This window comes from Paraburkholderia sp. A1BS-2L (assembly GCF_051125205.1).
Classification (GTDB): Bacteria; Pseudomonadota; Gammaproteobacteria; order Burkholderiales; family Burkholderiaceae; genus Paraburkholderia.
This window is the reverse complement of the sequence record NZ_CP120432.1, coordinates 40,955-67,558: the sequence shown is the minus strand read 5'-3', so window position 1 is coordinate 67,558 and position 26,604 is coordinate 40,955. Positions and strand designations below refer to the sequence as shown.

Sequence of the window (26,604 nt, the reverse complement as noted above, 5' to 3'; positions counted from 1 at the left end):
CCGCAAGGGAAGAAAAAAACGGAAAAGTTGAAGGTCAATCGATATCGAGCAGGCGCGACACGACCGCAGCGACCGACCAGGCGAGCGTGCGGTTCAGCGTCTTGATCCGGATGAGCGGCACGCTGCCCCAGTGGCCATTGCCGTCGCCCTTCTCGTGAAACCGGACGTGCTCGATGGGACAATCCAGCCTTCGGACCGGCCACGCTCGACGGAGAGGCAAAGGCGTTCCCGTGGACCGTCTGTCTGTGGCCATGGCGCAGTTTCACGCAGGCCGTAGACGTTGGTCTTCGCGTCGCCGACGAAGTTGGAAATGGCGACCCACTCCGGTTCAAGTTCGGTCTTGCACAGGTGTCGGCCGATTTCGCGGGCCACCTCTGCGACCGTTTTGCCGAGCGTATCGAACGGCGCGGCCGCGAGTGCGACCGGCAGATCGAGTTCAAGCGTTGATTGCATGTTTGCGATCCTGCAAATAAAAAGGGCCACACCGTTAGGTGCAGCCCTTGATGGGATTTGCCGGCGTTCAGCCGGCGCTACAGTGAATTGTTCAGTGCGAATGCCCGCGGCGTTCGCGGTCGGCCTTGCGGCCATTGTGGTCCATGACGAGACCCAACGCGCTGAACGCGATTGCGACCGCCAGTGCGAAGAAACTCCAACCCATAGTTAGTCTCCGTTCATCGACACGATACCTGCATAAAAGAGTACCACAGCGGCAACACACAAATTGAGCTCGGCGAGGACATTCTGCCACCCCCAAGTCGTCGTCGAGTGCCAGAAACCGGTTGCGCCGATCGTCGCGCCCGCAGAGAGCGTGTGGAGGTAGCGTCCGGCCTGCTGTCGCTGGTCCTTGGTTGGCTGACGAATGAACTGTCGAAGCCGCGCGACGAAGCCTTTCGCAGGCGGCCTGACCGCTTGCCCGGCGGGAATCCGGAAGTCGCCGCGCAAAGTGGGCTCAATATCGATCTTCTGCCCGTGAAACGTCGCCTTGATGGAAGGTCGCGCTTCCGTCGTATCGAGCGCGCGCACAATCTGCTTGAGACGCTCCGAAACAAGCACGTCGCCAGTCTCTTGATTCCACGTAGCCTGGTCGACGATCGTCAGGCCGCCCGCGTATTCGATTTCTATCTCGATGATCTGCATCGGAGGCCCTCCTAACGGCGTTCGTGATCGAGCCCGTTGGCAAGGCGCAGCGAGCCGAGCATCGCCTCATAGCCCTCGCGCGACGATATCTGCTCGAGACTCACCGCGTTATCGCCACCGCCCGAAAGGTCGGCGCGGCCGCGGCGGGTGCGGAACGAAACGGCGACACTGTTGCGCGCCGGTGCGTCCGCCACCTCAACGATGAGGCGCCCGGTGTTGAGCCTCACGCGGCAACCCTGACCCTGTGCGGCCGGATGCTCGGTGATGTCGTGTTCGCCCGTGCGCAGACGCAGGTCGCCTGCCACGCGGCGCAGGAAACCCCGCGCGCGGCGTGTGATTTCAGTCTCGCGTGCCGCGCCCGCACTGCGGCGGTCGGCATGGAGTACTTTCGTAATGTGATTCATGGAAACCTCGAAACAAAAAAATGGCGAGGCGTCCCGGAAAGGGAAACGCCTCGCCGTGCTGGAGAGGAAGGCCGGCATGTCGCCGGCGAATGAAAAAAAGCGCCTCAGTGCGTGACGCGCGCGCCAGAGCTGCTGGTGACTAGCAGAACCTGGTCGCCCGGCTTGAAGTGCTGGTCGTCAGGCTGCGTGACCACGAGCATCGAACCGTTGGCCTTGCGGACCACGATTTCGAGGCCAGCGGTGCGTGAGAGCGCAGCGCCTACGCGTTGTGCGATGACGCCTGCACCTGCGCCTGAGATCGCACCTGCGATGTAGCGGCCGTTGCCATTGCCGATCACCTGCGAACCGAGAAACGCACTCGCGCCCGCCGTGATGAGGCTGACCAGTCCCGTGCCATCGCCCGGCGTCTGGATCGTGATGTTGCGCACGCGAACTACCGTGACTTCCTCCAGGCTACCTGTTCGTTGAACGTCGGAACGCTGGTAGACGTCGGGCGAGCCGAAGTCAGTCATGTTCGCGCAGGCGGCGAGCGTGGAGAGGAGAAGGATGGAGAAGAGAGTACGGATCATGGTTGCCTCGCGAAATTGCGGGCAACCGTCCCGTCAGGGGCGTTTGCCCTGTCGGGAAGACATGGATGAAGCGAAAGGCGCAGACCGGACAAACCGGTCTGCGTATGGCTGTGCTCAGGACAAGCGATTCAAGTTGTGAAGCTCGACGTGGCCGCTCGAGACGAGACGGCGTTCGGCATCAAACGGCAGGTCATAGTCCCAGATTACCGTGGCGGTGCGATCGCTCCAGACCGAGACAATCGTAGCGGGGTGAAGCTGGGGCGGACTGGACTGAACGTCCTGTGCCATGACACGTTGCTTCTCAGAAAAACCATTCAGTTCCGAAACCTTGAAAGCGGGTTGAGCGGAAACGTTCAGCATGGTGCGGCTCCTGAAAGGAAAAAGGGGAGCCGCATCCCTTCCGGGAGTGGGCTCCCAGGGGGATTCAAAAGATGGAGGCAGGACAGTCGACCGGCCGGTGAGACAAGCAGAAGGCACAACGGCAAGCCGCTGTGGTCAGGTCGATGCGCCAAAAGCGCGGGGAATAGGGACAGTCTACGGGTCGGCGGTCGCTGCGCCGACCGGAATGATCGCGAAAACCACCTGGCTTTCGTCTCGCGGGGCCGCCCTCACCTCGCGCACGATGTTCGCTGTACCGCGACGTCGTTGTATCGCCCTGGACTCAGCACCAACTCTCGACGACCCACCATGCCCAGCCTTATCCAGTCCACGCCGCCGATCGCCAGTATCGGGCTGCTCGCCGATCTGACCGGCGTTGCAGGTGCGCTCGGTGCGATCATGCCGGATCTTTCTGCAGCGATCGCCAGCGCGGTCCTGCGTTCGCTCGGCGAGGACACACATACACGTTCCGTGCGGCGGCGTGAGCGCGTGCTCGGTGCGCTAGCGTGCGCGAGCGTCGGGATCGTGGCGCTCACAACGACCGGGCTGTCGCTGGTCGCCCTTGCCGCCTGCCTGCTGTGCCTCCCGTTGCTTGTCGCAGCGGACATCGATCGCCGCCACCATCTGCTGCCCGACCAGATCACGATTCCGCTGCTCTGGCTCGGTCTCTTGCTCAATCTTGGCGCCATCGTCACGCCGCTAAACGATGCCGTCATCGGCGCAGTGACGGGCTACCTCGGGCTTCGCACCCTATCGTGGGGCGTCGCGGCCGCGAGCCGTTCGGAAGGCATCGGCCACGGCGACTTCAAGCTCGTTGCCGCGCTGGGTGCGTGGCTGGGCTGGCAGGCGCTGCCGGCCATCCTGTTCATCGCCGCCGCGCTCGCGGTCCTCACCGGACTGTTGCATGCTGCATCGACCCGGGCGCGCACGCTCCCGCGCCTCGCGTTCGGGCCGTCGCTCGCGGCCGCCGGAATATTCGTTCTGTTCGTACCGTCGCTGCGGCACTGGTGACGCTCGCCGCGCACACAGAGGTACAACGGACGAAAAAAAGCGCCGCCCGTTTGAAAGGGCGGCGCTTGGGTCAAGAGAGCAGCCGATACCGCATCACCGGGTCGGCCCTCGCGATTCGCTCACCTTCAGCAGGTGCAGCGACCAGAAGGCCAGCACCACGCCGAATGCGAAAACGACGACACATGCGCGGACGTTATCAATGAGCAGGCCATCGACGAACGCGAGCGCACTCACGAACGGCTTGAGGGTCCACTCCTGCACCTTCGTGCGCAGCACGGGCATGAACGTCGGCTCTGCGTACCGGAACGCCACACGGGCGATGTATTCAGCGCCGCAGAAGAGCGAACCGAACGCCGTCGCACCGAGGAGCAGCGGCAGCCACTTCTCGCCGCCGAGCCAGTACATCGTGTAGCGATACGCGTATTCGTCCTGCAGAGCAGCGACGGCTTCGGGATGGCGTGCGATGGTGGCGAGCAGCCAGCCAAAGACGAACATCGGCACGACGCCGTACAGCATGAACACGAGCGTGCGCGCTGCCAGCTTCGTATCTCGGTCAAACAGTTTTTTCAACATCACGAACGTCCTTTTGAGGTATGCGCAAGGACCGCCCCTCCCAGTGAGAGGCGAAGTCCTTGCAGTGGAGAAATGAGTCACACGCACGCGTATAGCGTTGCGCTGGCCTGATGGCCGGTGACTCGATGAGGTCAGCCCTTGCGTGTCGCCTTTCGGCGGCGTGGAGGCTTCTTTGCAGACGGCGCTTCGTAACCGAAGCGCGCCCATGCAGCGGGGTCGATCGGAACCGGATTCGTGCGTCCCGTTGCGAGATTCACGAACACAGCCGAATACGACAGACCACCATTTCGAAACAGCGACCAGAGCAGGTTGAACGCCTGCACCGAAATCGCCTGATTGATGACGAGCGACTGCTTGCGCAGCGCGTCCGCCAGCGAGCACGAAGGCGTATCGTCGCCCTTGTCGTTCTTCGGATTCAGCAGGTCCGGGAACAGGTCGCCCACGTGGGGCAACCGGTCGTGCCGGGGCTTGCCGAATTCACCGAGAATGACCTGGCCACGGTCCGTCTCGTTGCCGCAATCGAGGTAGTAGCGACACTTGCCCCGTTTTGCGGCCTGCACGATGGCGTGGCGCGCGCGTCGCGAATCGACGCAGCCAATCACGAGATCGGCATGCAGGTTGATCTGCGAATCGACGCGTCGCGGCTCGGCAATCCAGTCCGTGCCCATCAGCAGGTTCAGCCGGTTCACGAGCAGCGTCGCCTTGAACTGGCCGACATCGTTCGGATAGAACCCCTGCCTGCCGACGTTGAACTCGCTCACCGTGTCATCGTCGTAGACCGTGCACTCGATACCACCGGGGTGACCAAGCTCCACCATCGCGTGATGCAGGCGCGCGAGCGACGGCAACAATGCGCTGCCGGTCCCGCCCGCTCCGACCACGACGACTTTCCAGGCGCCCCGCGTCATGTGCTCGGGGGTAGCATGCAGAATCGGGGTACTCATACGACCTCCCCGGCCAGTGCCGACAGCCAGCGCGCCGGAGCGCCCGCCTGAACCTCGAAGCGGCCTTTCGCACACAGACGCAAGGCAATCGACGGCGTGCGATCGCAGTTGCCCAGCACGAGCGCGAGCTTCACGTCGTGCAGGTCATCACGATCATCGGTCGACGAGAAATACGCCCTCCCGTGGCCGTGCGAATGGCAGTCAACGACAAGCCACTCGGCCTCGCGCAATTGCGGACGCTCGTAGTGCAGATGGCCCGGACCGTGCGAGAGCGATGCGAGGCGCTCCATGCGAAAGCGCCCCGTCACCGCGTCCCACACGATCCACGCTCCCACCTCGTTGGGCAGTGCCGCCCGCGCGAGGCGGGCGAACTCCACAACGAGCGCGGCGGGAATCGCGCCGCAGCGCAGCTCCGTCAGTTCCTGCGCCTGGCCATACGGTACCGGCGTATGCCAGTCGAATGAGCCAAGGCGCCGGACCAGCCGGATCCACGGGCGGTCGATCTCAAGAAACACGCCGTTCGACGCGATGAGCAGGCGCTCGCCGGGACCGGACATCGGCGCCACCGGTTCGCGCGTGGGCACCATGACCGACGGGAACGAGCCCTGCAGGACGTTATCGACGGGATTCATTTGGCCCCTCCGATCTGACCTGCGACCAGCTTGCCGACCGTCGCATCCTTCATGGGGACGAGCACTTCGAGCGGAAAGGCCTCGAACTTCCCGCCCAGCATGTCGGTCCAGAACGAGTGAAACCCGTCCTTGTACTCAACGCGTTTGCCACCGGGATTCGGGTGCGTGAAGGCGGAGGTGAAGAAGCCCTCTTCCCAGCCGTCGATGGCAGAAACTTCAATGCGCCGTGGCACTTTGGCCGACCCGATGCAGATCTGGCCGTGGTCCCAGGTGTTGAAGTACGGCGGCTCAAAGAGTGCCGTGCCCGCCTCGGGACGCGCGTCGCCCTTCACCGCAAAGACGCGGAAACCGCCCGCGCCAGCCTGAAACACGAGGCCCGGATGCGGCACGACCGCGGTGCGCTCGCCCACCTTTCTGCACTGGAAGAACACACGTCGACGCGCAGGTGGAGTCCACCAGGTCACCGCGGCCGACGTCACGCCCAGCACACTGCCCGGCAGGAACTCGGCGCGCGGCGCTGCGTTGCGATCGAGTTGCACCAATGCATCGATGAGAGCGCGGCGGCTTAACGGCCGTCCCGCACCGATCACCGGTCGCCCGGTTTGACGCTCCGCTGCGACTGCATGCACCGTCGCGTAACACGAACCATCCCGTGCCGAATACAGCAACAGGGCCGAAGACAGGGCTACGTCATGCCCGGTCTGGCCGATATGAACACCTTTCATGGAAGAACCTCCTGGTTAAGGGCTCACCACAAGCGCCAGCAGGCGATCGAGGTGGCCAAGCATCTGAAGGGCAAGGCCCCACTGCGCGTACTGCGCGCGGATGCCCTGCTTCTGGTTGGAAAATGTGAGGAAGCGGCTGTACTCGGAGGCTTCACCACCCTGGTACTCACCGTTCATAAAGTCGTCGAGCGTCTCGCTGATCCGCTCGTTGTTCTCCAGCACGAACGTGCAGCCCGAATACATCGGCCGCGCGTCATAGCCGTCGTCGAGCAGCGGACGGTTTCCCGCACGCCGAAGGAGCCGGTGCAGCGCCGCAAGCTCCACGCAGACCCGTGTCACAAGCGGCGTGGACCCGGTCTGCAGACCGCGCAGCTCGTTCTCTGACAGCACCTGGGAGCGTGCGCGGCGCCCCGGCACCCTTGCCGGAATCCGGATTTCGTCGGGGCACAACTGCGGGCGAAGGACGGAAGGCAGGTACCGCTCCACCGTCTCCTTGTCGTCACCGTAGAAGTCCATCATCCATTGGCTGACGTCCTTATCGGTCGCGCTTTCGTCGCCCTCCCAGTGACGGCAGGCCGCCTCGCAGAGGAACCAGCCAGGCGTGCGGATGAGCACGGTCTTGCCCGAGACGCGATCGACAAGATTGAAGAGCGTGTTCAAAAGCAGCGGATGCGCTTGCCGTAACGGCTGGGCCAGTGCACCGACCTCATGGACCCACTCGTTCTCCAGCTTCACGCCCAGATGCAGCGGGCCCGTTGCCTTGAAGTCATCGTGCTCGTACTGGTGCTGGATGATGTCCATCACGGCGTTCGTGTCGCACAGGTCGAGGCCCAACGAGATGAAGCGAAGCGGCTGACGGATCTGCCGCTGCACCCATGCATAGAACGCCTGCTGAAACGCATCGACCGGACTGGCCGGATCGTCGACGTCAGAGGCGCGCAGGGGCCCGTGCCGGAACTGCTCGAGCACGGTTCCCTCCAGCTCCACGTCAGCGCGCCACCGGATGGTGGCCTCGCGCGGCACATCGGGACTGAACTGCGGCAGCGTCAGAACACAATCGGAAGATCGATGTCGGGCAGCGGCAGCGCGTGGCGGTTGCCATGCCCCGCCGGCTGTTGCATCGACCGTTCGATCAGCGAATGAAGGATCGAACAGCATTGGCGAACCTCGTCGTCATATAAAAAAACCGCCCTTTCGGGCGGTTCCTGGGAGTGGAAGCCGCTCGCCGGATCGGCGAGGGCCTTGAGCAGGGTTTTCTTACGCATGGGCGCCCTTTGCACCCGCCGCGCGTACGAACCGGAAGGACGCCACTTCACCGGCGTACTCGGGACCGTCGACCGTTGCGGTCGTCAGCTCCGGGTATTGCGCCGAGTAGAGATCGCGCACCTGATCCGGCGTGAACGCCGGGCCGGGATCGGGCAGACGCATGCCGTTGTAGGTGAACTCGCGGGTGAGCGTTGCAATTGCGATGGTCATGGCGCGCTCCTCACAGAAGACTCAGGAGGTCGGTCTGGCCAGCATCGGATGCCGCCGGCGCCGACTTCGAGGCAACGTTCGCAGGTTGCGGTTTGCCACTCCCCTCGCCCGTCGACTCTCCGTCATCGCTTTCGCCACCTTCATCGGCGTCGTCGGGCGACGATGCGGGCGCGGAGAGCGCCGGCTTCGAGCCCTTCGACAACGCCTTCTGCGCCTTGCCCGCCTGCGATTTCTCGGCCGCCTGCAGGATTTCCGCCGTGGCGCTCACCTGCTCCGCGAGGGAGCGGTGCGCGCCTTCGAACGTGCGCAATGCATCGGCAAAGCCTTCATCGAGTGCAGCCGGGCTGGCCGTCAGCACCAGCGGCTGACGCAGCGCCGCCTCTTTCGAGTCGCCGCCGGGCATCACGACCACGGCCATCTGGTCACCGGCCATCTTGAGTGTGAGCGTGACCTTGCCGGTCTCGCGCACGAACGCTTCGAGTTGCTGGAACATGTAAAACCTCACGAAAAAGAAAAAACGCCGCGCGAAGGCGGCGTGAGAAGAAGAAAGGAACCGCGGCGTTCGCCGCGGTCTGCATCAGAACTTCAGAACCTTGAGCACCTTGCCCGTGTAGTCGAATCCCTCGACCGACAGCAGGGCGTCGATGACTTCGGCCTTCGATTTCGCGAAGACCTTTTTGAAGTCGTCGCCCATGGTGGCACGCAGCCCCAGTTCGTCGGCCACCACCTTCATCTCGGACTTCGTGATCAGCTCCAGAAACTCCTTGTCGAGTTTCCAGTGCTTCGCGAGATCGAGCTTGTGATGGCGGCACATCTGCATGAGATACGGGACGTCGACGCCCTGGATCGCGGACATCGCGAGCGCGACCAGCAGCTTCACCTGTACGTCGGACTCCAGCTCTGCTGCCGCCGAGGCGGCCTTCGAGAAGTCGCCGACGGCGGGCTTGTCGTCGATGAGGCGCTCCCAGATCGTGTTGACCGGTTCGGCCGCGATGCTGCGTGCCTGACCGGTCGCAACGACCGCGATCAGGTACTGGCGCGCGAGCGCAACGTCGCTGCTGACCTCACGACGCAACGCCTTGCGCCAGAGCGCGACGCGGTACGTCTTGACGCGATCGGACTCAGCCACGACCGTGGCCTCGGGCGTCGATGCAGCGGCCTTGTCGCCCTTCGGCGCGCTTGCAGCCTTCGATGAGCCCGTCGCCGCTGCAGCTTTCGCCGCAGCCGTGTCAGGACCTTTCTCGCTTTTGATGCGCGCGGCCACCTTCTTCATGTTGCAGACGGTGTCGAAGCACTGGCCCTTGTAGATATTGCCCATCGAGTCGGGCAGGCCGCTTACCGCCGCGCCGAAGTTCTGGCACGCGTAGCAGGCTTTCAACTGTTCGGCGCCGACACCCTTGGGACCATCCGCCACGAGCTGGATGCGCGTGTGGTTGTCGCCGGGACGCACGATGCGAACGGTCTGGTACTCGTCGCGCAGGCCTGCGGCCGTCGCTTCGAGCTGCTTTTCCGTTTTCTCGTTGTAGCAGGCGCGGTTCGTACAGCTGCCCGTGCCGATCGACTCGCCGAACATCTCGGCCTGGGCGGCCGAATTGTGCTGACACCCCGCGCAATCGGTCTTGTCGAAGATCGCAGCGGGCAATGAGCACGAGACCTGTTCGAGCGTCTTCTTCAGATCCGCGACCGTGCGGTTCTCTTTCACGACAACCGGCAGGAGCTTGTCCTGCTGCCCCTTCGTGAAGGCTGCGAAAAGTTCAGCGTGGCCGAGCTTGATGGTGCGCGTGTTGAGCGCATCCAGCACCGCAGCGCTGCAGTTCATGAGCGCGAGACGCGAGTCGAGCACCTGACGGCTCCAGCCTAGCTGGAGCGCCGCCTCGTCCCGGTCGCCCTTGCACAGGCCGACGAGTTCCGCCGCGTCGATGGCCTCCTCGGACGGCGCCAGGCCGTCGCGTTGAATGTTCTCGACGAGCGCGACAGCGCGCGCTTCGGATTCGCTCAGCGGTTTGACGACGACCGGCATCGGATAGTCCTCGCCGTGTGCTTCCATCGCCGCGCGATAACGGCGGCCACCGGCGACAAGCTCGTGAGAGCCATCGTCGAGCGGACGCACGATCACTGGCTGCATGACGCCCTGCACACGCACGGACTCGACCATCTCCGCCATCTTTGCGGGGTCGAAATATTTGCGGGGATTGCGGCCGAGCTTGATATCGCCGAGCCGGAGGGTAGGTTGCTGTTGCATTGCGGGTCTCCAGAAGGGGAACCCGTTCCCCAACGGGAAGAGGATTCCCGATGGGTGAAAGAAAAAAGAATGGCCGCGAGGGCTGGGGTCGATGCGCATGAAGCGCGGTAGGTAAACAGACGATACCGCGCGGTGGCGGATCGAGATGCCGAAAAGATCGCCGATACGGGGTGGCTTTTAAAGAAAAAATGGCCCGGAGCGAATCCGGGCCGTTGTTCATCATCTGGTCAGGCTTATGCGCAGGGCGCTCAACGCTTCTGCATCTAATTCTCGGGGATACGCTAAAGAGGGCAAAACACGAGTGCCGCCCATCAGACCGCGGAAGGACGCTATTCGGTTTCCGCGATGATCACCGGCGTGACATTGAAGGCGATGTCACTCCAACGACGCTCGCCGTCATCGACGAGCTTGTACAGATCTGCCGCGAGCGACTTGATAGTGACTCGCCTCGGGACGACTTCGAAGCCGATAGAGCCCTCCAGTTGCACGAGCAGGCAATAGCAGCGATTTTCCGGATCGTCCTCGAGCACAACAAAGCCCTTGAGCTTCGCTTTAGCGACGCGGAATTGCAGCGCTGCAGAGAACACCGCATGGCCGTCATCCTTCGGATCGCGATATTGCAGGCGATCCGAATCCGCGCCGGCGTCGAGCAGCATCTCGAAGACTGTTCGGCTGCCCGGTGCGTTGAGGGCTTCGACCTGCTCGATCATGTCGAGCAGCCGCCGGGAGCGGATGCTCTCGCGATCGATAGGCAGTTTCGCGCTGGTGAACGGCTGTGGCTCATTGACCGTTTGCTGGCTGGCCCCGCTACACGTCAGAGATTCATTCGAAAACATGAGGTGACTCCCAAAGGAATGAGGGAGCACCGCCCCCTGTCGGGAGTTGGGCTCCCGAAGGGTGAAGAGGAAGGAAATGCGCCCAGATATAGGGCCGGTCGATGCGCTTGAAGCGCGGGTGGTAGAGGAGACGATACCGCGCAATGGCGCTTCGAGGCCGCGGAAAGATCTCCGATACCGGCTGGCTTTTAAAAAAAGCCCGGAGTGGTATCCGGGCCGTCGTTCAGAACAAGGTCATCTGGTCGATCAGTTCAAGGAACGGTTGTGCACGCGGCTGCCCCGCCACCGCTTCATCGAACAGGTCCGCAAGGCCAGCCGTGTCCACCTCGGGTTGGTCGAGCACCGCGACATCGCCGTCTTCGACCGCGACAGGCAGAGCCGGTAGATGCGCGGGCGACTCGCATGGCGCAGCAACCGCAGCGAAAACCGGTACGGCATCGTCACATGCCGGTTCGGTTTCGCTGCCGAGCAATTCGCGCATGGCATCCTCCGAGCCGCGGGCACGCAGACGATGGCTCCAGCCGCCGAGCACGTGCGCCGGCGTGAACCAGTGCCCCCACACCTCCATCGAAAGCGCGTTGCCGTGTACGACGATGGCCGGAATGTGCAGCAACGAGAGTTGCAGATAGGCCATATGAACGCAGCAGGGGTCGATGTCGATACACGTTGCGTGCATCGCCTGCTGGTAGTTGAGGCCCGCGTCGTGGAACGCCTCTGCCGTAGCGATGACCATGCCCCCGGCCCCGCACGCGGGTTCGTGAACACGTTCGAAGCCGCGTGAGCGTGCCGAGTCGATCGTAGCTCCAATCAGCATCGAGGCCATAAGATGCGAGACATGGTACGGCGTGAAAAACTGCCCGCTGCGGTCGTTACCCAGGTCGAGCATCATGTATGTCTCGCCGAGCACGTCGGTCAATCCACCGCCGAGCGCACCAACAGAGCGTGCCGCGACCAACACCTCGACGCGCTTTTCGAAGGACAAAGTGAGCTCGCCCAGCATCCTCGGGAAGCGCGCGACCTCTTCAGGCTTGTATTTCCCGACGATCTCCAGATAGCGCTTCTCGCGCGTGTCGCACTGCGCGCGATCCACGCTGTTGCTGATCGCAAGCGCCGCCATTTCAACAAAATCGCGAAACACCGTATTGATGTGGTGTCCGTACGAGAATTTATTGAACAGGGCGACGAGATTGCGCTGGTGTGCGTCCGCCGTCAGATCATGCTTGCGCTGTGCGCTCTTCTTGCTCATGCCCACTCCAAATGTAAGAAGGGCATGGCCCCTGCGGGCGCGATGCCCCACAGGGATAGAAAGGAAAGCCGGCAAAGCCGGTACAGGTCGATGCGTCGATGACGCAGGTGATGACGCCATGGTAAGCGCGAACCACGCGAGCCGACGTCCGCAAAGCACGCAAAACTGCACCAGCTTTCGCCTGATGTGCCGCCGCGTTATCCACAGATTCTGTTGGCAACACTGTGCAGAACGTCGTGCGGAACAAGTCGGCGGCCCCCCTATGAAGCCCGAATCTGCGGGCTTTTGGGCCAATCCCGTCACGTCGCGCGCCCGACAATTGACGCGCGCGGGCAATGCTGCCCACGCTCACTGGAGATACTCATGCTGGATCTTGCAAAACCCCGGGCGTGGGCGGGCTCGCTCACGTTCATTGCCGCTGTTTCGGCGCTCGCCTTCCCCTTCTTCTGGTTGTTTGTCGCGGCTGTAGCCCGGGAGCCGAACGTCGTCAGGATTGCCGGCGTTGCATTCGCCGCCGCACTTGCACTCGAAGCCATCCGACGGGTACGGATCGGACGGCTTCGCAAGGAACTCGCCGACGCCGACGACCAGGCCGTAGTAAAAATCTCGGTGAACGGCGTCGAGGTCGGCGAGGTCCCGGAGCCGGTCTTCGCCAATATGAAGCTCGTCGTCGCCAATGACGCACGTAATTACGTGACGCAGTTCTCGACCGCCATCGCTGCGATCTGGCGTCACGCTGTCCTCGCGCTAACCATCACCGCCGCTCTGCTGGGGATCTGGCTCGCATGGCAATGTCTTGTGTGTCCGGATGCTTTCGCGCACGCGATCCTGGCGTTCATCGCCGCGAGCAGCGCGCATTCCGTTCCCGTCGACGCGCTCGCGGCGGAACTGCACGCGGTCGCAGCCGCCGTCGCCAGCATCTATGCGATGCTCTTCATGCTGCTAACGTGCGCGCGCTTGACCTTTGGCGCTCCGGTTTCTGTATCGGGGGCGTTTCGTGCCGACCTACACCGCCGTGTGTGTCTGATCGTCGGCACACCGGCGGCGGGCGAGGTGTCCCTGCGCCGCGCGCTGGCTGCGTGAGGCTCACCGCGCCGCCTCACCTCCCTCGTGCAGGCGCCTGCACGTCTTTTCCCGGAAAGCTGCACTTTTTGTGGAGCTTTTCGGTCTTTCCAAAGCCTCGCGGAAAGACCGCCAAATCCCGCCTCTTTCGCCCGTTGACTCCGCGGTGGCTGCCTCATCATGTGGCCATGGACTTCGCGGCCGCACAACATGACGGCACCTCGTCGCTCCGCCTGCGACGTGTTCTCTATCCCACACTCCCCGCCGGAATCCGACCCGGCGTCGTCATCGAACACGAACTGGATCGCGGCATGGTGACCGTTCTCGACACCGAAGACGGCACGTTCTGGCGTGGCCGCGCAGATGACGTTCAGGTTCTGGCCTGAACCGCAGCAGCTGATCCGCCACGACCCCAACGTGACCAAGGAGATTCGTCCATGATCAACGTATCCTTCGATGGCAGCAGGTTTGCCCTGTCCGACCTGGAGGAGTATCCCGCCCGCTTCGCGCAACGCCTCGAGCGCACGAGAGTCACCACCGGATATGCGCGCTGCCTGTGCCCAACCGACGAGCCGCGTAAGCTGGTGATTCGCAGGTACGGCTCTCTATATTTCCTCGCCGGTTGGCCCGATGACGGTCCTATGCATGCCGAAGGGTGCGAATTCCGAAAGACGCCGGGCGACGGCACTGGCCGCAGCTCCGACAGCCGCGCGGCGATTCTCGAAGGCCCCAACGGGCTCAACGTGCGTCTGGACGCGTCACTCATTCAACGCGAGGCGGCATCCCGCCGCTCTCGCCCGCGTGCCACCGCAGGCTCGTCGGGCACTTCCCGGCGCGCGGCCCCGCTGCTTGCCTTTCTGCAGGCGCTATGGGCCAACGGGCGGCTGAACGCCTGGGACGGCTCGCCCCAGACCCGCGGATGGAGCGCGGTGCAAGCCATGCTGCTCCGAGGGCTCGGCGAAGACACGCGTATCAACGGCGTGGCCGCTCAGGATGTGTTGCACGTGATGCGCCGTTACGAGGAAACGGAGCGCGATGCGATCAATTCCGAGTTCGAGGCGTTCGTCGGCCGGATCACCGACGACGGCGCTGTGTCGCGGCGCGCGCTGATCGTCGGCGAGATCGGAGAAGTGGCGGACACGCCGTACGGCAAATCGATCTCGCTTCGCCAGCGCAGTCAACGCTACTTCACGACCACGGCGCTCATCGAGGAGGCCGCGAAAAAGTATGGACACGCCTGGCGCGCGATCGGCGAGGCGAACGCCCGTGTCGTGGCGCTCCTTCTCGTTGAGCGCACACCGAAAGGACATCTGCGCGCGGTCGACCTTGCCGCGATGCTGTGCTCCTCTGCTTTTCTGCCATGCGATTCGATGCACGAAGTCGCGATGGCCAACCGGCTTGTCGCTGAGCGCCGCATCTTTGGAAAGCCCATGAGTATGGCAGAAGGCGACGTGATGCTGCCGGACTTCTACCTGCTGGACACCAGGCCCACGACGCACATTGAGGTCTACGGCATGAACGGACTCGCGAGCTACGAACGACGCAAGCTGGAAAAGCAGGCGCTGCGCGAAGCAAACCGTATCCCGGCCGTTGAATGGAATACCGATAGCGAACAGCTTGCCGACGTGCGCCTGCCCGCCCCGAGTCGGCGCGGACAAGTCGGTGTCAAACGCGCCGACTGAAGGTTCAGCCAGAGCCGGCCAAAAAAAACGCCCACGGTTCCGAAGAACGCGTGGGCTGGTTTCAAGGTTTGAAGGCGAGGCGAAACTGGTCTCCACGCGCCGGTTGTACCCGACACGACGCAGCGGCCATCCACCGATCCACTTCGGCCGCACGGTGCGCGACCGTATTCGACACTCCGGCCTGACGCGCCTTCACTCGCGCAGCGAAATCGGCGGCCATTGAGTCGACGCTGGCCACCCACTCGTACATTTTGAGGCGTTCCAGCGCCTGCCCCTTCACGCCGAAGCAGTGAATTTTCGCGCCAGGCGGGAGATGCCCCTCGAGGCCTTCGAGAATTGCGAACAGGCCGTGACGTTGATCTGTCAGGTGTCGCCGACAGACGGAGCCCAGACCGATCAGCGCCGGCGGAGCGATCCACGGCATCCAGCGCTCCCACACCTGCATCATCAGGTCGATACTTCGACGGTAATCGTCCACCGCCCAGCCCTGCGCCACGGGTACGGGAATCCGGACCATGTTCTGCACCGCATTCGCACTCGAGGTTCGGGCGAGCTCGTCCTGCCATGCATACACGACTCGCAGCATGCCCTCAAGCAGCGTTGCCGTCGCATTCACCCTGTAGTCGATCGCCTGCTGGTCCACCGCTAGCTCGGGCTCGCAGCACAGATCGGGCTGCGAGACCCACGCCGCCCCGGAGAACGAGGCCAGTTCAACGAACTGTTCCATCGTCCAGGGATAGATGCCTGCAATCCCCGGCTGTCTGCCCTTCGACTGGAACAGCTTCATCGCGGTAAAACCCGCACTGTCCAGCGCGAAGTCGATCTCCGTCAGATCGCTAGCCTGAGGAATGCGAAACCGTCCCGTCTTCGGGTTCCAGAAAGCAGACGCGGACACCATCCCCTCGAAGCCTCTCTCAAAGGCATGAAATGCCAGTTTCCCGCCACTGTGAGGTATGCCCCCACGTATTAAAAGACCGTCATCGACGTGCGCGTTCAGCTGCCACATCGGCATGCGGCCGTGCTGCGTTTCAATCGGCATACGAGTGCTCCATTGCAAGCGCGGAGCAGCCCATGCGGGCCGCCCCGCATGGGTGAAAAGAAGAAGGCCGCTTACGCGGCCAACGTGCATCTGGTTGCCTTCGATGCCGCGCATCTGTGCATCGCTGATCGCGTTCTCGACCAGGTGGCCATCGAGTTCAGCGGGCGTCAGGTTCAAACGCTCGGCAAGGCGCGCGAAGTACTGGCCGCGCCGTGCCATCTCCTGATAGCGCTGCGACGCACCGGCAGGCAGTGTGAGAATCGTTTCGTTAAGCCAGAAACGCGCCGATTCGATCGCAGCATGGCCCTGAACGCGGGCATACCACGCGTGGTCGAAAGAGCAGGTTACGAACTCGCATGCCCTTGAAGCGTCGACGTCGAGCTGGTCCGTCTCCTCGAAGTAGACAGTGCGCTCTCCACCGGTGGTCTGCGCATAGGCCGACACCCGCTCCGGGTACCGATACGGGTTCCATTGCTCAGCCACGTAGTCGCGAAGCCCATCGGTCGGCGCCTCAGCATCGAAGCGGCCAACGCGGTACCAGCCGTGCAGCGGGATTGGTACTTTCGGAAACGCCTCGACCTGTGGAACACGGTAGCGGCGCCCGAGGCGATGCACTTCGAACCACGCTGATATGGCCGGAAACACGTGCGGCGCGTAGTGATGCATCGACAGCATGAAGTCGATCGCCACCAGTTGAGCCGGCGTGATCATTTCGAACTGCACGTCGCACAGGTCGCGGTTTGCCGGTGTATCGGGGATGCGACCACTCGCGAGGTCCGCATCGTGTTGCTCGGCGCGCTCCACTTCAAGCGCGTCGAGTGTGAGCAGGTACCTCAGAAGGCTCATCCTCTCCTGAAACGAGAGAACGTCGGGCTGCACCCGGATGTAGCCGTTCTCGCTCAACGACCGGCCGACCAGCTCACGCCTGCCGAGATCTCATTGCGTTGCAAGCAGGTAGTTACGGAAGTCGTTAAGACCCGACATGTATTCATGCTCAGGCTCACGCACCATCGATTCGAGCGACCGGTCGCGCTCGCCAGCGACGCAACAGAAGACGCAGCCGAACCTGGACCCGCAGGCCGCACGCTGGCCGTCCTCGCCGAGTACCACCCCGCACATTCCATCGTTGGCCGCACGGTAAAGATCGGACAGGCGCTAGATCGTCCGTTGCGAGAATGGACACGGGAAAGGCCGCTTCGCTTCCTCGGAAAACAGCGTAAGCATCGTCCACACGTCGTCGGCGCTCCAGTCACGAAGCTGGGACACGGCGAGCGCGCCGCGCGTGTCACGCACGGCTGTCGTCGCGCTTTCACCGCGCTCACGCATCGCAGCACCGCGCGAAGCGCTCTCGACCAGCCGGTTTCCCAGCACCGTCACGATCTCGCGATCGCCACGCGCGGCCGCATCGCGTTCGAGCGCCGCTCGCAAACGCCCCTGTGGGATCAACTTCCAGTCTGTCGCGCATGCGCGGGTGCGCTTGCCGTTTCGCACGCCGTTTTGCGGGGTCCGTACCAGCGTGCCGCGACCGATGGTCGATACCACGAATTGCGCCGCAAGCGATGGCGTAGCGACGTGGGTCGACACAGCCAACGCCTGCCTGTCGGCAAAGTCGTCAATCTCTTCGAGCATCGTCTGGATATGGCGGGCGAGACTGCTGTTCTCGATCGTTGTGTCGGCGGTCGAGATGAAATGAGCCGGTTGGGCTTCGCCGGCGAGGCCGACACGGCGCACGGCCTCGAGCATGAGAATGGTGGCGCAGGTCGAGTCCTTCCCGCTTACGGTGCCGCATAACGGATGGCCCGCTCTGACAAGGGCGATGAGCGCCGCGATCGCGGCTTCCATCTTCAGAATGATTTCGTCAAACATGGTTGCTCCGGTGCGCGGAGCGCTCCCAGCCGGGGAGCGTCCCCGCATGGGTTGATAAAAGAAAGGGTCTTCGCGCTTTTCTGTGGGTAAATTTCACCGACCAATGGTCTGAAAGCCAAGCTGGGCGTGGGTTTGCGGGATTTTCTGGCGTCGAAAAATCTGGCATGATTTCGCGATGGCTACTTCGCGCAAACGCAAGCGTCTGTCCGACGCATACCGCTTCGACGGATTCCGTCCTCTCGAAGAGCTCCATGGCGTCTTTGGCGACCGCATTGCGCGCGTCATTACTCTTGTTCGGCGCTCAAAAAAAAGCGCTGCAAGGGATGTGCGCGCGCATGTCCGGGTTACGACCACAAGCGAATTCTTGCGAGAGATTTGCCCAGTGGAGGTTGCAGAATCTATCTGGATCTCGAAGTATTCCGGGTCCGATGTCGATGTGATGGAACTGTGAAGCCCGAGCGACTGAGTTTTCTCGCTGACAACCCGCACTTCACGAAGCGCTTCGCGTGGTATGTCGGCCGTCGCTGTCGGGAAAGTACGCTCAAGGATGTGGCTGACGAGTTCAATCTGGATTGGCACAAGGTCAAGGAGCTGGACAAGCAGTACATGCGTGCTCAACTGGAACGGTTTGGCTCGCCCGGGCCGAAGGTCATCGGTATCGATGAGATTTCGATCGGCAAGGGGAAAGCAGCAGGCTCGTACCGGATTGTAGTGAGCGACCTGATACGGGGTCGTGCGATCTGGTTTGGTGGCGAAGACCGCAAGGATGCCAGCATGCGCCAGTTTTATGACTGGCTGGGCGAGAAGAAGACTCGCGGTATCCGTCTGGTCGTCATGGACATGTGGAGACCGTCTTACAACGTTGCAAAGGAGCGCGTCCCACAGGCCGACATTCTTTACGACAAGTTCCACGTCATGAAGCAACTCCACGAGGCCATGGATAAGGTTCGCAAGAGCGAATACGCGCGCCTGCAAGGCAAGCAACGACGCTATATCAAAGGCCAGAAGTATGTGCTGCTCAGTCACCGTGAGAACCTGTCGATGGAGGGCCGCAAGTCGTTGAAGACACTGCTGGCCGCCAACAAACGCCTTAACATTGCGTACCTGCTCAAGGAATCGTTTGGGCAATTGTGGGACTACGAGCGCGAAGGATGGGCCCGCCGTTTCTTCGATAACTGGAAAGCCAGTCTGAAGTGGCAGCGCATCGACCCGTATGAGAAATTCGCCACGATGGTCGAGAGTCATTGGGATGGAATCGCTTCTTACTGCAAGCCAGAGAACAAGGTACCACTGGGCTTCGTTGAAGGGCTCAATAACAAGATTCGAGTCATCCAGCGACGGTCATACGGACTACGTGACGAAGAGTATCTGCGGCTGAAAATCCTCACCTGCATGCTCCCTCGGCTATGAAAATCCGCATTTTTTACCCACAGAAAAGCGCGAAGACCCAAAAGAAAGTTAGTCAGTCAGCGCCGCCATCTCCTCGATCATCTGGCGATAGGTGATGAGGCCTTCCTGATGCCTTTGCATGACAGCCGAGCGGCGAACACCTCGCGTCCACCGGGCAGTCGATGCGATGCGATCGAGCGCTCCGCGATCGGTCACGCTGTAGCCCATTCGCAGCGTCTCTTCGACCGCCTCCTCAACGGAGTCGAAGCAGAGATGGCCAACGAATCCATCAATATCGAACTGCTGTATCCGCCACGTCCTTTCGCCGGACGCGTCCGGGAGCACGAAGGCCCATGACTGGCGATCCTTCATCCGGCATTCAACTCCAATCGGCTTACCGTCAAAGGCAGCCATCAGTTGCTGATAGGCGATCTGTAGTGGACGTGCGACTTCGCGCAAGTGACGCGCGAAGTCCTCCGGAAGGCCGCGGCAGGACGCTTTGCTGACACGTGCCCAGGAAGCGGACACGTAACGTCGCGGGCTGTGAGCGGTGTTTTTCATGACGGCTCCAGAAAGAACAGGAGCCTTCCCCTTCGGGAGAGGCTCCCGTGAGGAAAAAAGATGCCGGCAGTGCCGGACGGTCGATGCGCCAGAAGCGCGGGTGAATCAACAGCGTAACCCCAATACGCAGGCACGTCCCCCGGAAATGATGCTCAAATCGCGGTCTCTTTGCGCAAGGCTGGATACCCGATCAAGGTCCATCATCGGTGACGTGGACGGCAACGACGGAACAGTCGACCGTCTGGTCAGCGTACACGCCGAACTTACTCGCCCCACGCCGCCAGAGCACTTGACTTCCGCTCTCGCGCTGTAGTCTCGAAGAGATGACTGAATGTCGTGAAATGGCTTTCCTTTTCACACACACCGAATATGCCTGCCCAAACCTGTTTGCAGCCAGCCCCGAACGAAACCCCGCCTCGCGCGTCGCCCGCGCGCCGCCGGGCCATGCAGACCGCGAGGAACTAGAGATGGAAAACACAACGATCGAGTGGGGCTGACCACACGCTGAACCCGTGGGAAGGTTGCCAGAGTGTGAGCCGCGGATGCGACAACTGCTACGCTCAGGCGCGCAACGCCCGGTTCTCCGGCGGCGTCGCGCCGAACTGGGGGCCGGGCGCCCCGCGACGACGTACCGCACCGGCGACGTGGGATCACGCGCGGCGATGGAACGCGAAGCATGAGGCGTTCTTCGCGACACACAAACGTCGACAGCGTGTCTTCTGCGCTTCCCTTGCGGACGTGTTCGACAACGCCGTGCCGGATGCGTGGCGCATCGACCTCTTCCAGATGATCGCCAAAACGCCCAACCTCGACTGGTTGCTGCTAACGAAACGTATCGGGAACGTGCGAGCGTACATGCAGCGTGACGGACTCGCGTTCGACCTCATCGCCGGCGGCAACGTATGGCTTGGTGCAACGGTAGTCGACCAGATCGAGGCTGACCGCAACGTTCCAAAGCTGCTTGCTACGCCAGCGCGTGTGCGCTTCGTCTCGATGGAGCCGCTGCTCGGGCCGGTAACCCTTCCTTTCGATCGCGTCGCGCAATGGAACATGCTGGCCGCCGGACAGAACCAGACCAACGCATCGGCGTCGATCGACTGGGTGATCGTCGGCGGGAAGAGCGGTCCGAACGCTAGGCCTATGCATCCCGGCTGGGCCTCGTCGCTTCAAGCGCAGTGTGCTGCGGCGGGTGTGCCCTTCTTCTTCAAACAATGGGGCGAATGGCTGCCCGCACTGCATGCGAGCGCCGAGCAACACGCTCGCGCGAAAGCCGCCGGGTCGATGTCATGCTTTGGCCTGTTACGCGACGGAGCCGACGCGGTGATCCTGTCGGGCGACGACGCATACATGCTGAAGGTCGGCAAGAAGCACGCGGGCCGCTTGCTCGGCGGCGTCACGCACAACAGCTTTCCGGAAGACGGCGAGCCTGGTACCGACGCTCGCGCCCGAGACGGGAAGCACGTTTTTTAATCAAGCACTATCCGTGAGGAGAGCAGTTTTGCAAGGGATGGAATCCAATACGGCAGCGTTCCATGAAGCCGCCGCGGCGCCCTGTCTTAACAAAGAAGCGGCGATTGCCCTTCATACCAGAATGACCGAGACGGGCAGCACTTCATATGATTTCGGGCTGTTTTACGAAAGCATGCTCGTGGCCGGCGTATGGGCGAGCGGTACCGAAATGGCCCGGGATCTGAAGATTCAGGCGAGTCGCGTCTACGTAAAATGCAGACTGACTGTGGTCCCTCAGGCGCTCGCGGACTTCTTCGGTCGCGCACGGATTACCGGTTCGCTCGCCGAGACCGTGGATTTCGCCCTGCGTTACTGCGGCCACAGTAGTCCGTCACGGTTGCTCGAGCGCGCAGCGCTGATGCCGCCGAACGCGACCTTCGATGAAAAGGTTCGGGCCGTATTGAGTGTGGTCGAAGATCCCCCCCGCCCAACGCGCCCCGTTTCGAACTGGTGAAGGAATTCGGGCTCGCGCATCTCAGACGCTCATCCATTGCCAATCACAAAACCATGATGCACGGGAACTGCGAAATCGCGGAATTCGCTTTGTTCTATACCACGTGCCCGAAAGAGAAAATCTGGGCGAATGTGGGTTCGATGGCGAGAGCGTTGGGGATGCCGGCGCCCTTGGTGCGTCAGGTGCTTACCCCGGCCGACCTCCCCGAGGGAAATCGCTGATCTCGCGTTCGCTTCCCGACCGTGCATGGTCTAGCCAGCGAGTAAGAGCACCTGCACCGCTCACCTTGCAGTTTTGAAATCTCGCGGCCAGTGGATAATGTCGGGCAATCCATCCACGCCAACCGCCATGTACGAGCAGCTCATTCCCTGCGACCACTGCGGCGGCCGCCCCACCGTCGGCCGCTCCCAACGCCTCACCTCGTTCCTGCCCGACCCGACATACGACTGTACGCAATGGGGACGCCTCGCCGGCCCGCCCCGTATTGGCGACACCCTGCCCCGGCCGCCTGAAGCGCCCAAGACGGAACATCTGGTCTGCATCTATTGCGCCGAGTGCGGCATGCAGACACCGTGGGAAGCCATCGAGCCCAACGAGCGCGCAGCCATGAACCGCGTCGGCGAGCTGTGGAACCGGCGCCTGAACCGTCCCGAGGCCGAGATATCCGATCTGCAGCGCCTCGTTGAACGCGAAATCGGCGTTCCCGATATTCCGGCTGTACTCGACCTGCTCTCGCGCACCAAAGGCAACTGGGATGAAATGGGCCCGGTCTTCGCCATGCTCGCCCGCCGCCTCATCGACGCCACCATCGTGACCTTCGACGGCTGGCCCATCGAGCCGGTCCTCCAGGACGCTGCCCGCTATCGCAAGCTCGTGCAACTGGTGAAGTGGATTCAGGTCGAAGGTCAACGCTACGCGGAGTTCCCACGCATCTTCTCGCCCTCGGAAGACGGCGAACTGCTGTTCGAGGACCGCCTGGCGGTGGCGATCGACTCCCTGCCCGACCGCGACCGCTGGTAGTGGGCTGCACAAAAAAAAGAGACCGGCCATCGAGGCCGGTCGAAAGTTGTTCTGGCTTTGTCGAGAGGCCACCAGAACCGAGAGACAGTTCCTATTGTCCGTCCTCCCGCCTCATTAGCCGCCTCGTATCGTTCGTTCTTTGATACTCATTCGCGGCGGCGCGCTGTGCCACCCTATGCCGACGCGAGCAACCGGTAGAGCGCCTGCCGCGAAATCCCGAGTGCTGTCGCCGCGTGAGACTTGTTGCCCCCTGCTGCCGCGAGCGCGGCCACGGCCTGCTCCGGTGTCACCACAGGTTTCGCGAGCCGCTCCTGCCGCGCGAACGTAGACAGGTACGCATTCGCCTTCGTCACGCGACTATGCCCCGCCGCCTCGACCACCCGGCGCATCGCTTCTGCATGACGCGCCGGATCGGGACGCTCGCCCGCCCGCTTCACCGGCGCCGCCACCCCGGCTACCTTTTCATAGAGTTCCTGCAGATACTGGTGACGCAGGCCGTGGCTCGTCACGCCGAGTCCCGACTTCGTAATCCCGTGGCGCTCCATCACGTAGTAGTACCAGTCGCGCCACTGCCTGAGCGTCCTGTCTTCCGGCACCGTCGAACCCGTGACCGGATTGGAAAGATGAGCAGCCTCCTCGAGCACCGCGACCTTGGCCTCCAGCGGCAACTCGCGCGGCCGTCCGCCCTTGGTTCCGCGCGTCACCGCGAGGAATTCAACGTCCCTCACCGCCCGCTGCGGCTGCAGCATGAAGCTCTCTTCGAGGCGAAGGCCAAACGCGGCCTGCAGTTTCAGCTGCACCGCCACGCGCGGGCAGGTCTCGCCAATCTCCGCAATCTTCTGCGTCGCGTTCACGCCGTTGGCTTCCCACGATTTGTCCACTTCCGCGACATACGAGCGCACCAGTCCGTGTTCGCGCCGGTCCACGTAGTGCGCGAGCGTGCCGACCATTTCCGGCTTGTTGATCCAGCCAGCCAGCGCGCGCAGGTACGTCAGCTTGTTCTCGATCGTGCCGCCGCTCTGTTGCGCAGAGACCCACGTCTCGACCAGCCACGCTACATGTTTCTTGCGCAGGCTCCACGGGCTCGCCAGCGCGAAGCCACCCTCGCGCAGCTCCACGAACGCCTTGCAGATCGCGCTCGTTCGACGCTCCTGCGTCTTGATCGAGAGGGCCTTTCCGCTGATGCGCGTGCGGCTGTGCACCGCCGACACGTGCTTGTCGAAGAGGCGGATCAATTCTTCCGCAACTGTCGGCGTCAGACGATGGCCCCGTACCACCGCGCGTACATTCAGGATCGCAGCCATGCATACCTCCGTTGTGCGCCGGGCCCCACCCCGGCCATGTTCCCCTGCGCGAGCCGGTGACGCCCCTGCCCGACGTCCGGTACCTGCTCGCATAGATCGTTTTCGTGCCGCTCACCTTGCGGCTTCGCCGTTGTCCCCGGCGCGGGATGTACTGCCTTCCTGTCCTTTAGCGATTCCATCCGATCAGCCAGCCGCACGGAAGAGATGCGTTCGGACTGTCCACCTGCTGCGGCGCGGGGCGTTGCGCTTCGCGCATCACCGTCCCGCGTTCACTGCTGCTGCCGCCTGCTGTGGCTACCCGACCGACCCCGGACGCGTTCGTGCGTCTGGGCACCGCGCAGGACCATTGCGGCCTGCGGGTGCCCGGGCCAGCTGCCGGGCAATTCCTGTTGCGCTGTTCTGGTTACGGTAGCGCGCACCGTTCTGTCTTCCGTTCAGGGAGTCGCGAAACACCGGCGTTGCCGGCGCGCAAGATCTCCCCCGTCCCCAAGCACGTTCACGTCAGCCGCGGTGTATCGGGCCTCCTGAACGCACCCAGCATGTGTGCTGAAAGGACGTGTGTAATGCGCGTGAGGCAGGTCGTGGACTGTCCAACTGTCCGCGTCCACATTCGCTCATCGCGCATCATCGCGGCGGACACCCGCCGATCGTATGGATATCGCACTGTCCGGTGGTCCTCATGGTGGACCACCGTGGACTTGACGCGATTGAAAAAAAGCCGCCTCACGATGGAGCGCGGACAGTGGGGTGAAACGTGCCCTTGCGGGCGGGGGATGGTGGCCGGTTGGCCAGAGAGAGGACGCACGAAGTGCCTTGCACTTCAGGTCGATGCGTCAGGGACGCGGCAGGTATTGCCAAGAATAGCCGCCCGACGCAAGCGCGGCACACCAAAAGCTCACCAGAACAGGGCCGCTTTCGCTGACTTGACTTCTCGCAGCGCTCGATAGACTGGTCACAGCAATGTCGGAGAAAAAGATGGAGTTGCCTGGCACTGCGATGAATCTCCAGCAATTTCATGGAGATTGATCGAGCGCCGGTCTCATCCTTCAGCTTTGCTTCGTCATCGCTCTCTCGCACAGCCAAAGCCACCGCGTTTGGCCGTGCACCCGATCCAACCCGTTTGACCCTGTCCGAAGGAACACACGACATGAAAACCCCCGTCTTCGCCATCGACGTCGGCTACGGCAACACGAAATACGCGCATCGCGCGGCCAGCGGCACGGTCGCCACCGGTATGTTTCCGTCGCTCGCGCCGCTGGCCGCGAGCCGCTCACTTTCCAGTTTCAGTGAGGGCGTGCTCGGTGTGCGCAAGGTTGTGACCGTCACCATCGACAGTATCGAATACGAGGTCGGGCCCGACGTCCCGCTCACCGCAGCCTACGGCAAGACCGGGCGCGCGCTCGCTGACGACTACGTGCTCTCTGACAACTACGCGGCCCTGCTCTTCGGTGCGATTCATTTCGCGGGCCAGACTCACATCGAGCGTCTGGTGCTCGGTCTTCCGGTGCACAACATGAAGAAGTACGCCGCAGCGCTCAGGGAACGCTTTACTGGCGAGTTCGACTACGGCCATGGCCGCATTCTCATTGACAAGGTTGTGGTGATTCCGCAGCCCATGGGCTCGCTCGTGATCGCGACCAGCTCGCGCAATGGCGGCTTCGGGCGCGACGACGAACACCTGGTCGTCGACGTGGGCTACTTCACGACCGACTGGCTCTATGCCGTGGGCATTTCGATGGACGACAAGCGAAGCGACGGCGAGCCAGGCGGTGCCTCGCAGGTCTACCAGCGCATCGCGACCCTGATCGGGGAGGACGAGGGCGAACAGGTCGAGGGCATTGAACTCATCGACAAGGCGCTGCGTGAAAAGAAGCCGTATTTCTTCTACGGCAAGAACATCGATCTCGCGCCCTATGTTGCGAAGGCCGAGCCGATCATCTCAGGCGTGGTGAAGAAAATGCAGAACAACGTCGGCCGCATGCCCAACGTGCGCTCCATCATCCTGTCGGGCGGCGGCGCGGCGCTCTACGCCACGGCGATCCGGCGGGCGTTCCCGCGCCTGGTGATCGAATTGATCGACTCGCCGTGCATCGCGAACGCGCGCGGCTTCCTGCTGGTCGGCGAGGCCGGCCTTGCACGCGAGAGGCGCGCGGCATGAGCGGCACATACGAGATGGCGGTAACCATCAATCCGCTGGCTTCGCCGCTGCTGTATCAGCGGCTGGATCAGTGCGCGACGCCCCGCGAGCGCGCCGCCGTGCTGCGCGCGCTTGCCGAAGGCATGTTGCTCGCGCAACTGGCTGCGGGCGGTACGGCTGCGGCCGGTATCCTGCCCGCTGGCGCACTCATCGCGCCGGCGGGAGATCCATCCCATCGACCCGGAACTGCGACGGTCTCCGCTGCGGTCGCGGCCCCCACCCCGACAACGGGCGCGGACAATCCGACCGAGGGATTCCAGTCCGTTCGCGTCGAGGACTCCGAAGCTAACGGGCGAGCTGACATCGATGCGCTCGGGGACATGCTCGCAGGCATGTTCGACTGACGCG

Annotated in this window: 30 protein-coding genes and 1 pseudogene; 11 read left to right on the top strand and 20 right to left on the bottom strand. The window is 62.9% G+C overall.

The features are described from left to right. Positions 1-34 precede the first annotated feature (34 nt). The 5 genes from P5W98_RS34100 to P5W98_RS34080 all read right to left on the bottom strand — a co-directional run bounded on the left by P5W98_RS34100 (position 35) and on the right by P5W98_RS34080 (position 2,470). Positions 35-220: a hypothetical protein gene (locus P5W98_RS34100; RefSeq protein WP_421028943.1), complete on the bottom strand. Its 186-nt coding sequence runs from the start codon at positions 218-220 to the stop codon at positions 35-37. A 440-nt stretch (positions 221-660) separates the two neighbouring features. Further along, entirely contained in the window at positions 661-1,137 is a 477-nt protein-coding gene (locus P5W98_RS34095; RefSeq protein WP_421028942.1) for a hypothetical protein, read from the bottom strand. Positions 1,138-1,148: 11 nt separating this feature from the next. Next, positions 1,149-1,541, bottom strand: a complete 393-nt coding sequence (locus P5W98_RS34090; protein ID WP_028214818.1) for a hypothetical protein — start codon at positions 1,539-1,541, stop codon at positions 1,149-1,151. A 104-nt stretch (positions 1,542-1,645) separates the two neighbouring features. Next, positions 1,646-2,110 carry a hypothetical protein gene (locus P5W98_RS34085; RefSeq protein ID WP_421028941.1) on the bottom strand — a complete coding sequence of 155 codons (465 nt, stop codon included), beginning with the start codon at positions 2,108-2,110 and terminating at the stop codon, positions 1,646-1,648. A 114-nt stretch (positions 2,111-2,224) separates the two neighbouring features. Further along, the gene (locus tag P5W98_RS34080; RefSeq protein ID WP_028231614.1) at positions 2,225-2,470 is read right to left on the bottom strand and encodes a hypothetical protein; all 246 of its coding nucleotides are present in this window, start codon (positions 2,468-2,470) and stop codon (positions 2,225-2,227) included. 327 nt (positions 2,471-2,797) lie between these two features. Between P5W98_RS34080 and P5W98_RS34075 the strand changes: the two genes are divergently transcribed. Beyond that, entirely contained in the window at positions 2,798-3,499 is a 702-nt protein-coding gene (locus P5W98_RS34075; protein ID WP_421028940.1) for a prepilin peptidase, read from the top strand. A 93-nt stretch (positions 3,500-3,592) separates the two neighbouring features. Here P5W98_RS34075 and P5W98_RS34070 read toward each other — a convergent pair whose 3' ends face one another. The 11 genes from P5W98_RS34070 to P5W98_RS34020 form a co-directional block, all read right to left on the bottom strand. Then, on the bottom strand, positions 3,593-4,072 hold the full coding sequence (locus P5W98_RS34070) for a hypothetical protein (RefSeq protein WP_421028939.1): 480 nt from the start codon (positions 4,070-4,072) through the stop codon (positions 3,593-3,595). Positions 4,073-4,203: 131 nt separating this feature from the next. Then, positions 4,204-5,016, bottom strand: coding sequence for a PRTRC system ThiF family protein (locus tag P5W98_RS34065; RefSeq protein ID WP_421028938.1), 813 nt, complete (start codon positions 5,014-5,016; stop codon positions 4,204-4,206). Then, the gene (locus P5W98_RS34060; RefSeq protein WP_421028937.1) at positions 5,013-5,648 is read right to left on the bottom strand and encodes a PRTRC system protein A; all 636 of its coding nucleotides are present in this window, start codon (positions 5,646-5,648) and stop codon (positions 5,013-5,015) included. The genes P5W98_RS34065 and P5W98_RS34060 overlap by 4 nt, the downstream gene beginning before the upstream one ends. Beyond that, the gene (locus P5W98_RS34055; RefSeq protein WP_421028936.1) at positions 5,645-6,373 is read right to left on the bottom strand and encodes a PRTRC system protein B; all 729 of its coding nucleotides are present in this window, start codon (positions 6,371-6,373) and stop codon (positions 5,645-5,647) included. Before P5W98_RS34055 ends, P5W98_RS34060 begins: the two co-directional genes overlap by 4 nt. A gap of 15 nt (positions 6,374-6,388) precedes the next feature. Beyond that, positions 6,389-7,396, bottom strand: coding sequence for a PRTRC system protein F (locus P5W98_RS34050; RefSeq protein WP_421028935.1), 1,008 nt, complete (start codon positions 7,394-7,396; stop codon positions 6,389-6,391). A gap of 23 nt (positions 7,397-7,419) precedes the next feature. Continuing rightward, positions 7,420-7,638: a hypothetical protein gene (locus tag P5W98_RS34045; RefSeq protein ID WP_421028934.1), complete on the bottom strand. Its 219-nt coding sequence runs from the start codon at positions 7,636-7,638 to the stop codon at positions 7,420-7,422. Further along, complete coding sequence (locus tag P5W98_RS34040) at positions 7,631-7,849, bottom strand: PRTRC system protein C (protein ID WP_421028933.1); 219 nt, start codon at positions 7,847-7,849, stop codon at positions 7,631-7,633. The genes P5W98_RS34045 and P5W98_RS34040 overlap by 8 nt, the downstream gene beginning before the upstream one ends. Positions 7,850-7,859: 10 nt before the next feature. Continuing rightward, positions 7,860-8,342, bottom strand: coding sequence for a PRTRC system protein E (locus P5W98_RS34035; RefSeq protein ID WP_421028932.1), 483 nt, complete (start codon positions 8,340-8,342; stop codon positions 7,860-7,862). 84 nt (positions 8,343-8,426) lie between these two features. Continuing rightward, entirely contained in the window at positions 8,427-10,091 is a 1,665-nt protein-coding gene (locus P5W98_RS34030) for a PRTRC system ParB family protein (protein WP_421028931.1), read from the bottom strand. A 329-nt stretch (positions 10,092-10,420) separates the two neighbouring features. Further along, positions 10,421-10,927, bottom strand: a complete 507-nt coding sequence (locus tag P5W98_RS34025; protein ID WP_421028930.1) for a hypothetical protein — start codon at positions 10,925-10,927, stop codon at positions 10,421-10,423. Between the two features lie 223 nt (positions 10,928-11,150). Further along, positions 11,151-12,173, bottom strand: coding sequence for an N-6 DNA methylase (locus tag P5W98_RS34020; protein ID WP_421028929.1), 1,023 nt, complete (start codon positions 12,171-12,173; stop codon positions 11,151-11,153). Positions 12,174-12,536: 363 nt separating this feature from the next. Here P5W98_RS34020 and P5W98_RS34015 point away from each other — a divergent pair, with 363 nt between their 5' ends. From P5W98_RS34015 to P5W98_RS34005, 3 genes are all read left to right on the top strand, one after another. Further along, positions 12,537-13,256, top strand: a complete 720-nt coding sequence (locus tag P5W98_RS34015) for a hypothetical protein (protein ID WP_421028928.1) — start codon at positions 12,537-12,539, stop codon at positions 13,254-13,256. Between the two features lie 167 nt (positions 13,257-13,423). Further along, positions 13,424-13,621, top strand: a complete 198-nt coding sequence (locus tag P5W98_RS34010; RefSeq protein ID WP_421028927.1) for a hypothetical protein — start codon at positions 13,424-13,426, stop codon at positions 13,619-13,621. Between the two features lie 51 nt (positions 13,622-13,672). Then, on the top strand, positions 13,673-14,917 hold the full coding sequence (locus tag P5W98_RS34005; RefSeq protein WP_421028926.1) for a DUF1173 family protein: 1,245 nt from the start codon (positions 13,673-13,675) through the stop codon (positions 14,915-14,917). Between the two features lie 61 nt (positions 14,918-14,978). Here P5W98_RS34005 and P5W98_RS34000 read toward each other — a convergent pair whose 3' ends face one another. Both P5W98_RS34000 and P5W98_RS33995 read right to left on the bottom strand, forming a co-directional pair. Continuing rightward, positions 14,979-16,859 carry a DUF7221 family queuine tRNA-ribosyltransferase-like protein gene (locus P5W98_RS34000; protein ID WP_421028925.1) on the bottom strand — a complete coding sequence of 627 codons (1,881 nt, stop codon included), beginning with the start codon at positions 16,857-16,859 and terminating at the stop codon, positions 14,979-14,981. Positions 16,860-17,111: 252 nt separating this feature from the next. After that, entirely contained in the window at positions 17,112-17,822 is a 711-nt protein-coding gene (locus P5W98_RS33995) for a hypothetical protein (protein ID WP_421028924.1), read from the bottom strand. Between the two features lie 175 nt (positions 17,823-17,997). Between P5W98_RS33995 and P5W98_RS33990 the strand changes: the two genes are divergently transcribed. Both P5W98_RS33990 and P5W98_RS33985 read left to right on the top strand, forming a co-directional pair. Further along, the gene (locus P5W98_RS33990) at positions 17,998-18,273 is read left to right on the top strand and encodes a hypothetical protein (protein WP_421028923.1); all 276 of its coding nucleotides are present in this window, start codon (positions 17,998-18,000) and stop codon (positions 18,271-18,273) included. Next, positions 18,183-19,232 (top strand): ISL3 family transposase, encoded by a 1,050-nt coding sequence (locus tag P5W98_RS33985; protein WP_421029109.1) that lies wholly within the window; start codon positions 18,183-18,185, stop codon positions 19,230-19,232. Before P5W98_RS33990 ends, P5W98_RS33985 begins: the two co-directional genes overlap by 91 nt. Before the next feature lie 48 nt (positions 19,233-19,280). On the opposite strand, the gene P5W98_RS33980 is transcribed toward P5W98_RS33985, so the two are convergent. Then, positions 19,281-19,772 (bottom strand): hypothetical protein, encoded by a 492-nt coding sequence (locus P5W98_RS33980; RefSeq protein WP_421028922.1) that lies wholly within the window; start codon positions 19,770-19,772, stop codon positions 19,281-19,283. A gap of 467 nt (positions 19,773-20,239) precedes the next feature. On the opposite strand from P5W98_RS33980, the pseudogene P5W98_RS33975 reads away from it, so the two are divergent. From P5W98_RS33975 to P5W98_RS33965, 3 genes and pseudogenes are all read left to right on the top strand, one after another. After that, a pseudogene (locus P5W98_RS33975) lies at positions 20,240-21,242 on the top strand (phage Gp37/Gp68 family protein). Between the two features lie 37 nt (positions 21,243-21,279). Further along, positions 21,280-21,735, top strand: coding sequence for a hypothetical protein (locus P5W98_RS33970; protein ID WP_421028921.1), 456 nt, complete (start codon positions 21,280-21,282; stop codon positions 21,733-21,735). Between the two features lie 348 nt (positions 21,736-22,083). Continuing rightward, positions 22,084-22,755, top strand: coding sequence for a Lar family restriction alleviation protein (locus P5W98_RS33965; protein WP_421028920.1), 672 nt, complete (start codon positions 22,084-22,086; stop codon positions 22,753-22,755). 173 nt (positions 22,756-22,928) lie between these two features. Here P5W98_RS33965 and P5W98_RS33960 read toward each other — a convergent pair whose 3' ends face one another. Further along, positions 22,929-24,059: an integrase domain-containing protein gene (locus P5W98_RS33960; protein ID WP_421028919.1), complete on the bottom strand. Its 1,131-nt coding sequence runs from the start codon at positions 24,057-24,059 to the stop codon at positions 22,929-22,931. Between the two features lie 1,147 nt (positions 24,060-25,206). Here P5W98_RS33960 and P5W98_RS33955 point away from each other — a divergent pair. Beyond that, positions 25,207-26,217 carry a PRTRC system protein D gene (locus tag P5W98_RS33955; protein WP_421028918.1) on the top strand — a complete coding sequence of 337 codons (1,011 nt, stop codon included), beginning with the start codon at positions 25,207-25,209 and terminating at the stop codon, positions 26,215-26,217. Further along, positions 26,214-26,600, top strand: coding sequence for a hypothetical protein (locus P5W98_RS33950; RefSeq protein WP_342964627.1), 387 nt, complete (start codon positions 26,214-26,216; stop codon positions 26,598-26,600). The genes P5W98_RS33955 and P5W98_RS33950 overlap by 4 nt, the downstream gene beginning before the upstream one ends. The last annotated feature ends 4 nt before the right edge of the window (positions 26,601-26,604 follow it).

Excerpts from the sequence above, each read along its gene's own strand:
- P5W98_RS34095 (WP_421028942.1), bottom strand. The coding sequence starts at position 1,137 with ATGCAGATCATCGAGATAGAAATCGAATACGCGGGCGGCCTGACGATC.
- P5W98_RS34090 (WP_028214818.1), bottom strand. The coding sequence starts at position 1,541 with ATGAATCACATTACGAAAGTACTCCATGCCGACCGCCGCAGTGCGGGC.
- P5W98_RS34085 (WP_421028941.1), bottom strand. The coding sequence starts at position 2,110 with ATGATCCGTACTCTCTTCTCCATCCTTCTCCTCTCCACGCTCGCCGCC.
- P5W98_RS34080 (WP_028231614.1), bottom strand. The coding sequence starts at position 2,470 with ATGCTGAACGTTTCCGCTCAACCCGCTTTCAAGGTTTCGGAACTGAAT.
- P5W98_RS34075 (WP_421028940.1), top strand. The coding sequence starts at position 2,798 with ATGCCCAGCCTTATCCAGTCCACGCCGCCGATCGCCAGTATCGGGCTG.
- P5W98_RS34070 (WP_421028939.1), bottom strand. The coding sequence starts at position 4,072 with ATGTTGAAAAAACTGTTTGACCGAGATACGAAGCTGGCAGCGCGCACG.
- P5W98_RS34065 (WP_421028938.1), bottom strand. The coding sequence starts at position 5,016 with ATGAGTACCCCGATTCTGCATGCTACCCCCGAGCACATGACGCGGGGC.
- P5W98_RS34060 (WP_421028937.1), bottom strand. The coding sequence starts at position 5,648 with ATGAATCCCGTCGATAACGTCCTGCAGGGCTCGTTCCCGTCGGTCATG.
- P5W98_RS34055 (WP_421028936.1), bottom strand. The coding sequence starts at position 6,373 with ATGAAAGGTGTTCATATCGGCCAGACCGGGCATGACGTAGCCCTGTCT.
- P5W98_RS34045 (WP_421028934.1), bottom strand. The coding sequence starts at position 7,638 with ATGCGTAAGAAAACCCTGCTCAAGGCCCTCGCCGATCCGGCGAGCGGC.
- P5W98_RS34040 (WP_421028933.1), bottom strand. The coding sequence starts at position 7,849 with ATGACCATCGCAATTGCAACGCTCACCCGCGAGTTCACCTACAACGGC.
- P5W98_RS34035 (WP_421028932.1), bottom strand. The coding sequence starts at position 8,342 with ATGTTCCAGCAACTCGAAGCGTTCGTGCGCGAGACCGGCAAGGTCACG.
- P5W98_RS34030 (WP_421028931.1), bottom strand. The coding sequence starts at position 10,091 with ATGCAACAGCAACCTACCCTCCGGCTCGGCGATATCAAGCTCGGCCGC.
- P5W98_RS34025 (WP_421028930.1), bottom strand. The coding sequence starts at position 10,927 with ATGTTTTCGAATGAATCTCTGACGTGTAGCGGGGCCAGCCAGCAAACG.
- P5W98_RS34020 (WP_421028929.1), bottom strand. The coding sequence starts at position 12,173 with ATGAGCAAGAAGAGCGCACAGCGCAAGCATGATCTGACGGCGGACGCA.
- P5W98_RS34015 (WP_421028928.1), top strand. The coding sequence starts at position 12,537 with ATGCTGGATCTTGCAAAACCCCGGGCGTGGGCGGGCTCGCTCACGTTC.
- P5W98_RS34010 (WP_421028927.1), top strand. The coding sequence starts at position 13,424 with ATGGACTTCGCGGCCGCACAACATGACGGCACCTCGTCGCTCCGCCTG.
- P5W98_RS34005 (WP_421028926.1), top strand. The coding sequence starts at position 13,673 with ATGATCAACGTATCCTTCGATGGCAGCAGGTTTGCCCTGTCCGACCTG.
- P5W98_RS33995 (WP_421028924.1), bottom strand. The coding sequence starts at position 17,822 with ATGTTTGACGAAATCATTCTGAAGATGGAAGCCGCGATCGCGGCGCTC.
- P5W98_RS33990 (WP_421028923.1), top strand. The coding sequence starts at position 17,998 with ATGGCTACTTCGCGCAAACGCAAGCGTCTGTCCGACGCATACCGCTTC.
- P5W98_RS33980 (WP_421028922.1), bottom strand. The coding sequence starts at position 19,772 with ATGAAAAACACCGCTCACAGCCCGCGACGTTACGTGTCCGCTTCCTGG.
- P5W98_RS33970 (WP_421028921.1), top strand. The coding sequence starts at position 21,280 with ATGGAATCCAATACGGCAGCGTTCCATGAAGCCGCCGCGGCGCCCTGT.
- P5W98_RS33965 (WP_421028920.1), top strand. The coding sequence starts at position 22,084 with ATGTACGAGCAGCTCATTCCCTGCGACCACTGCGGCGGCCGCCCCACC.
- P5W98_RS33960 (WP_421028919.1), bottom strand. The coding sequence starts at position 24,059 with ATGGCTGCGATCCTGAATGTACGCGCGGTGGTACGGGGCCATCGTCTG.
- P5W98_RS33955 (WP_421028918.1), top strand. The coding sequence starts at position 25,207 with ATGAAAACCCCCGTCTTCGCCATCGACGTCGGCTACGGCAACACGAAA.
- P5W98_RS33950 (WP_342964627.1), top strand. The coding sequence starts at position 26,214 with ATGAGCGGCACATACGAGATGGCGGTAACCATCAATCCGCTGGCTTCG.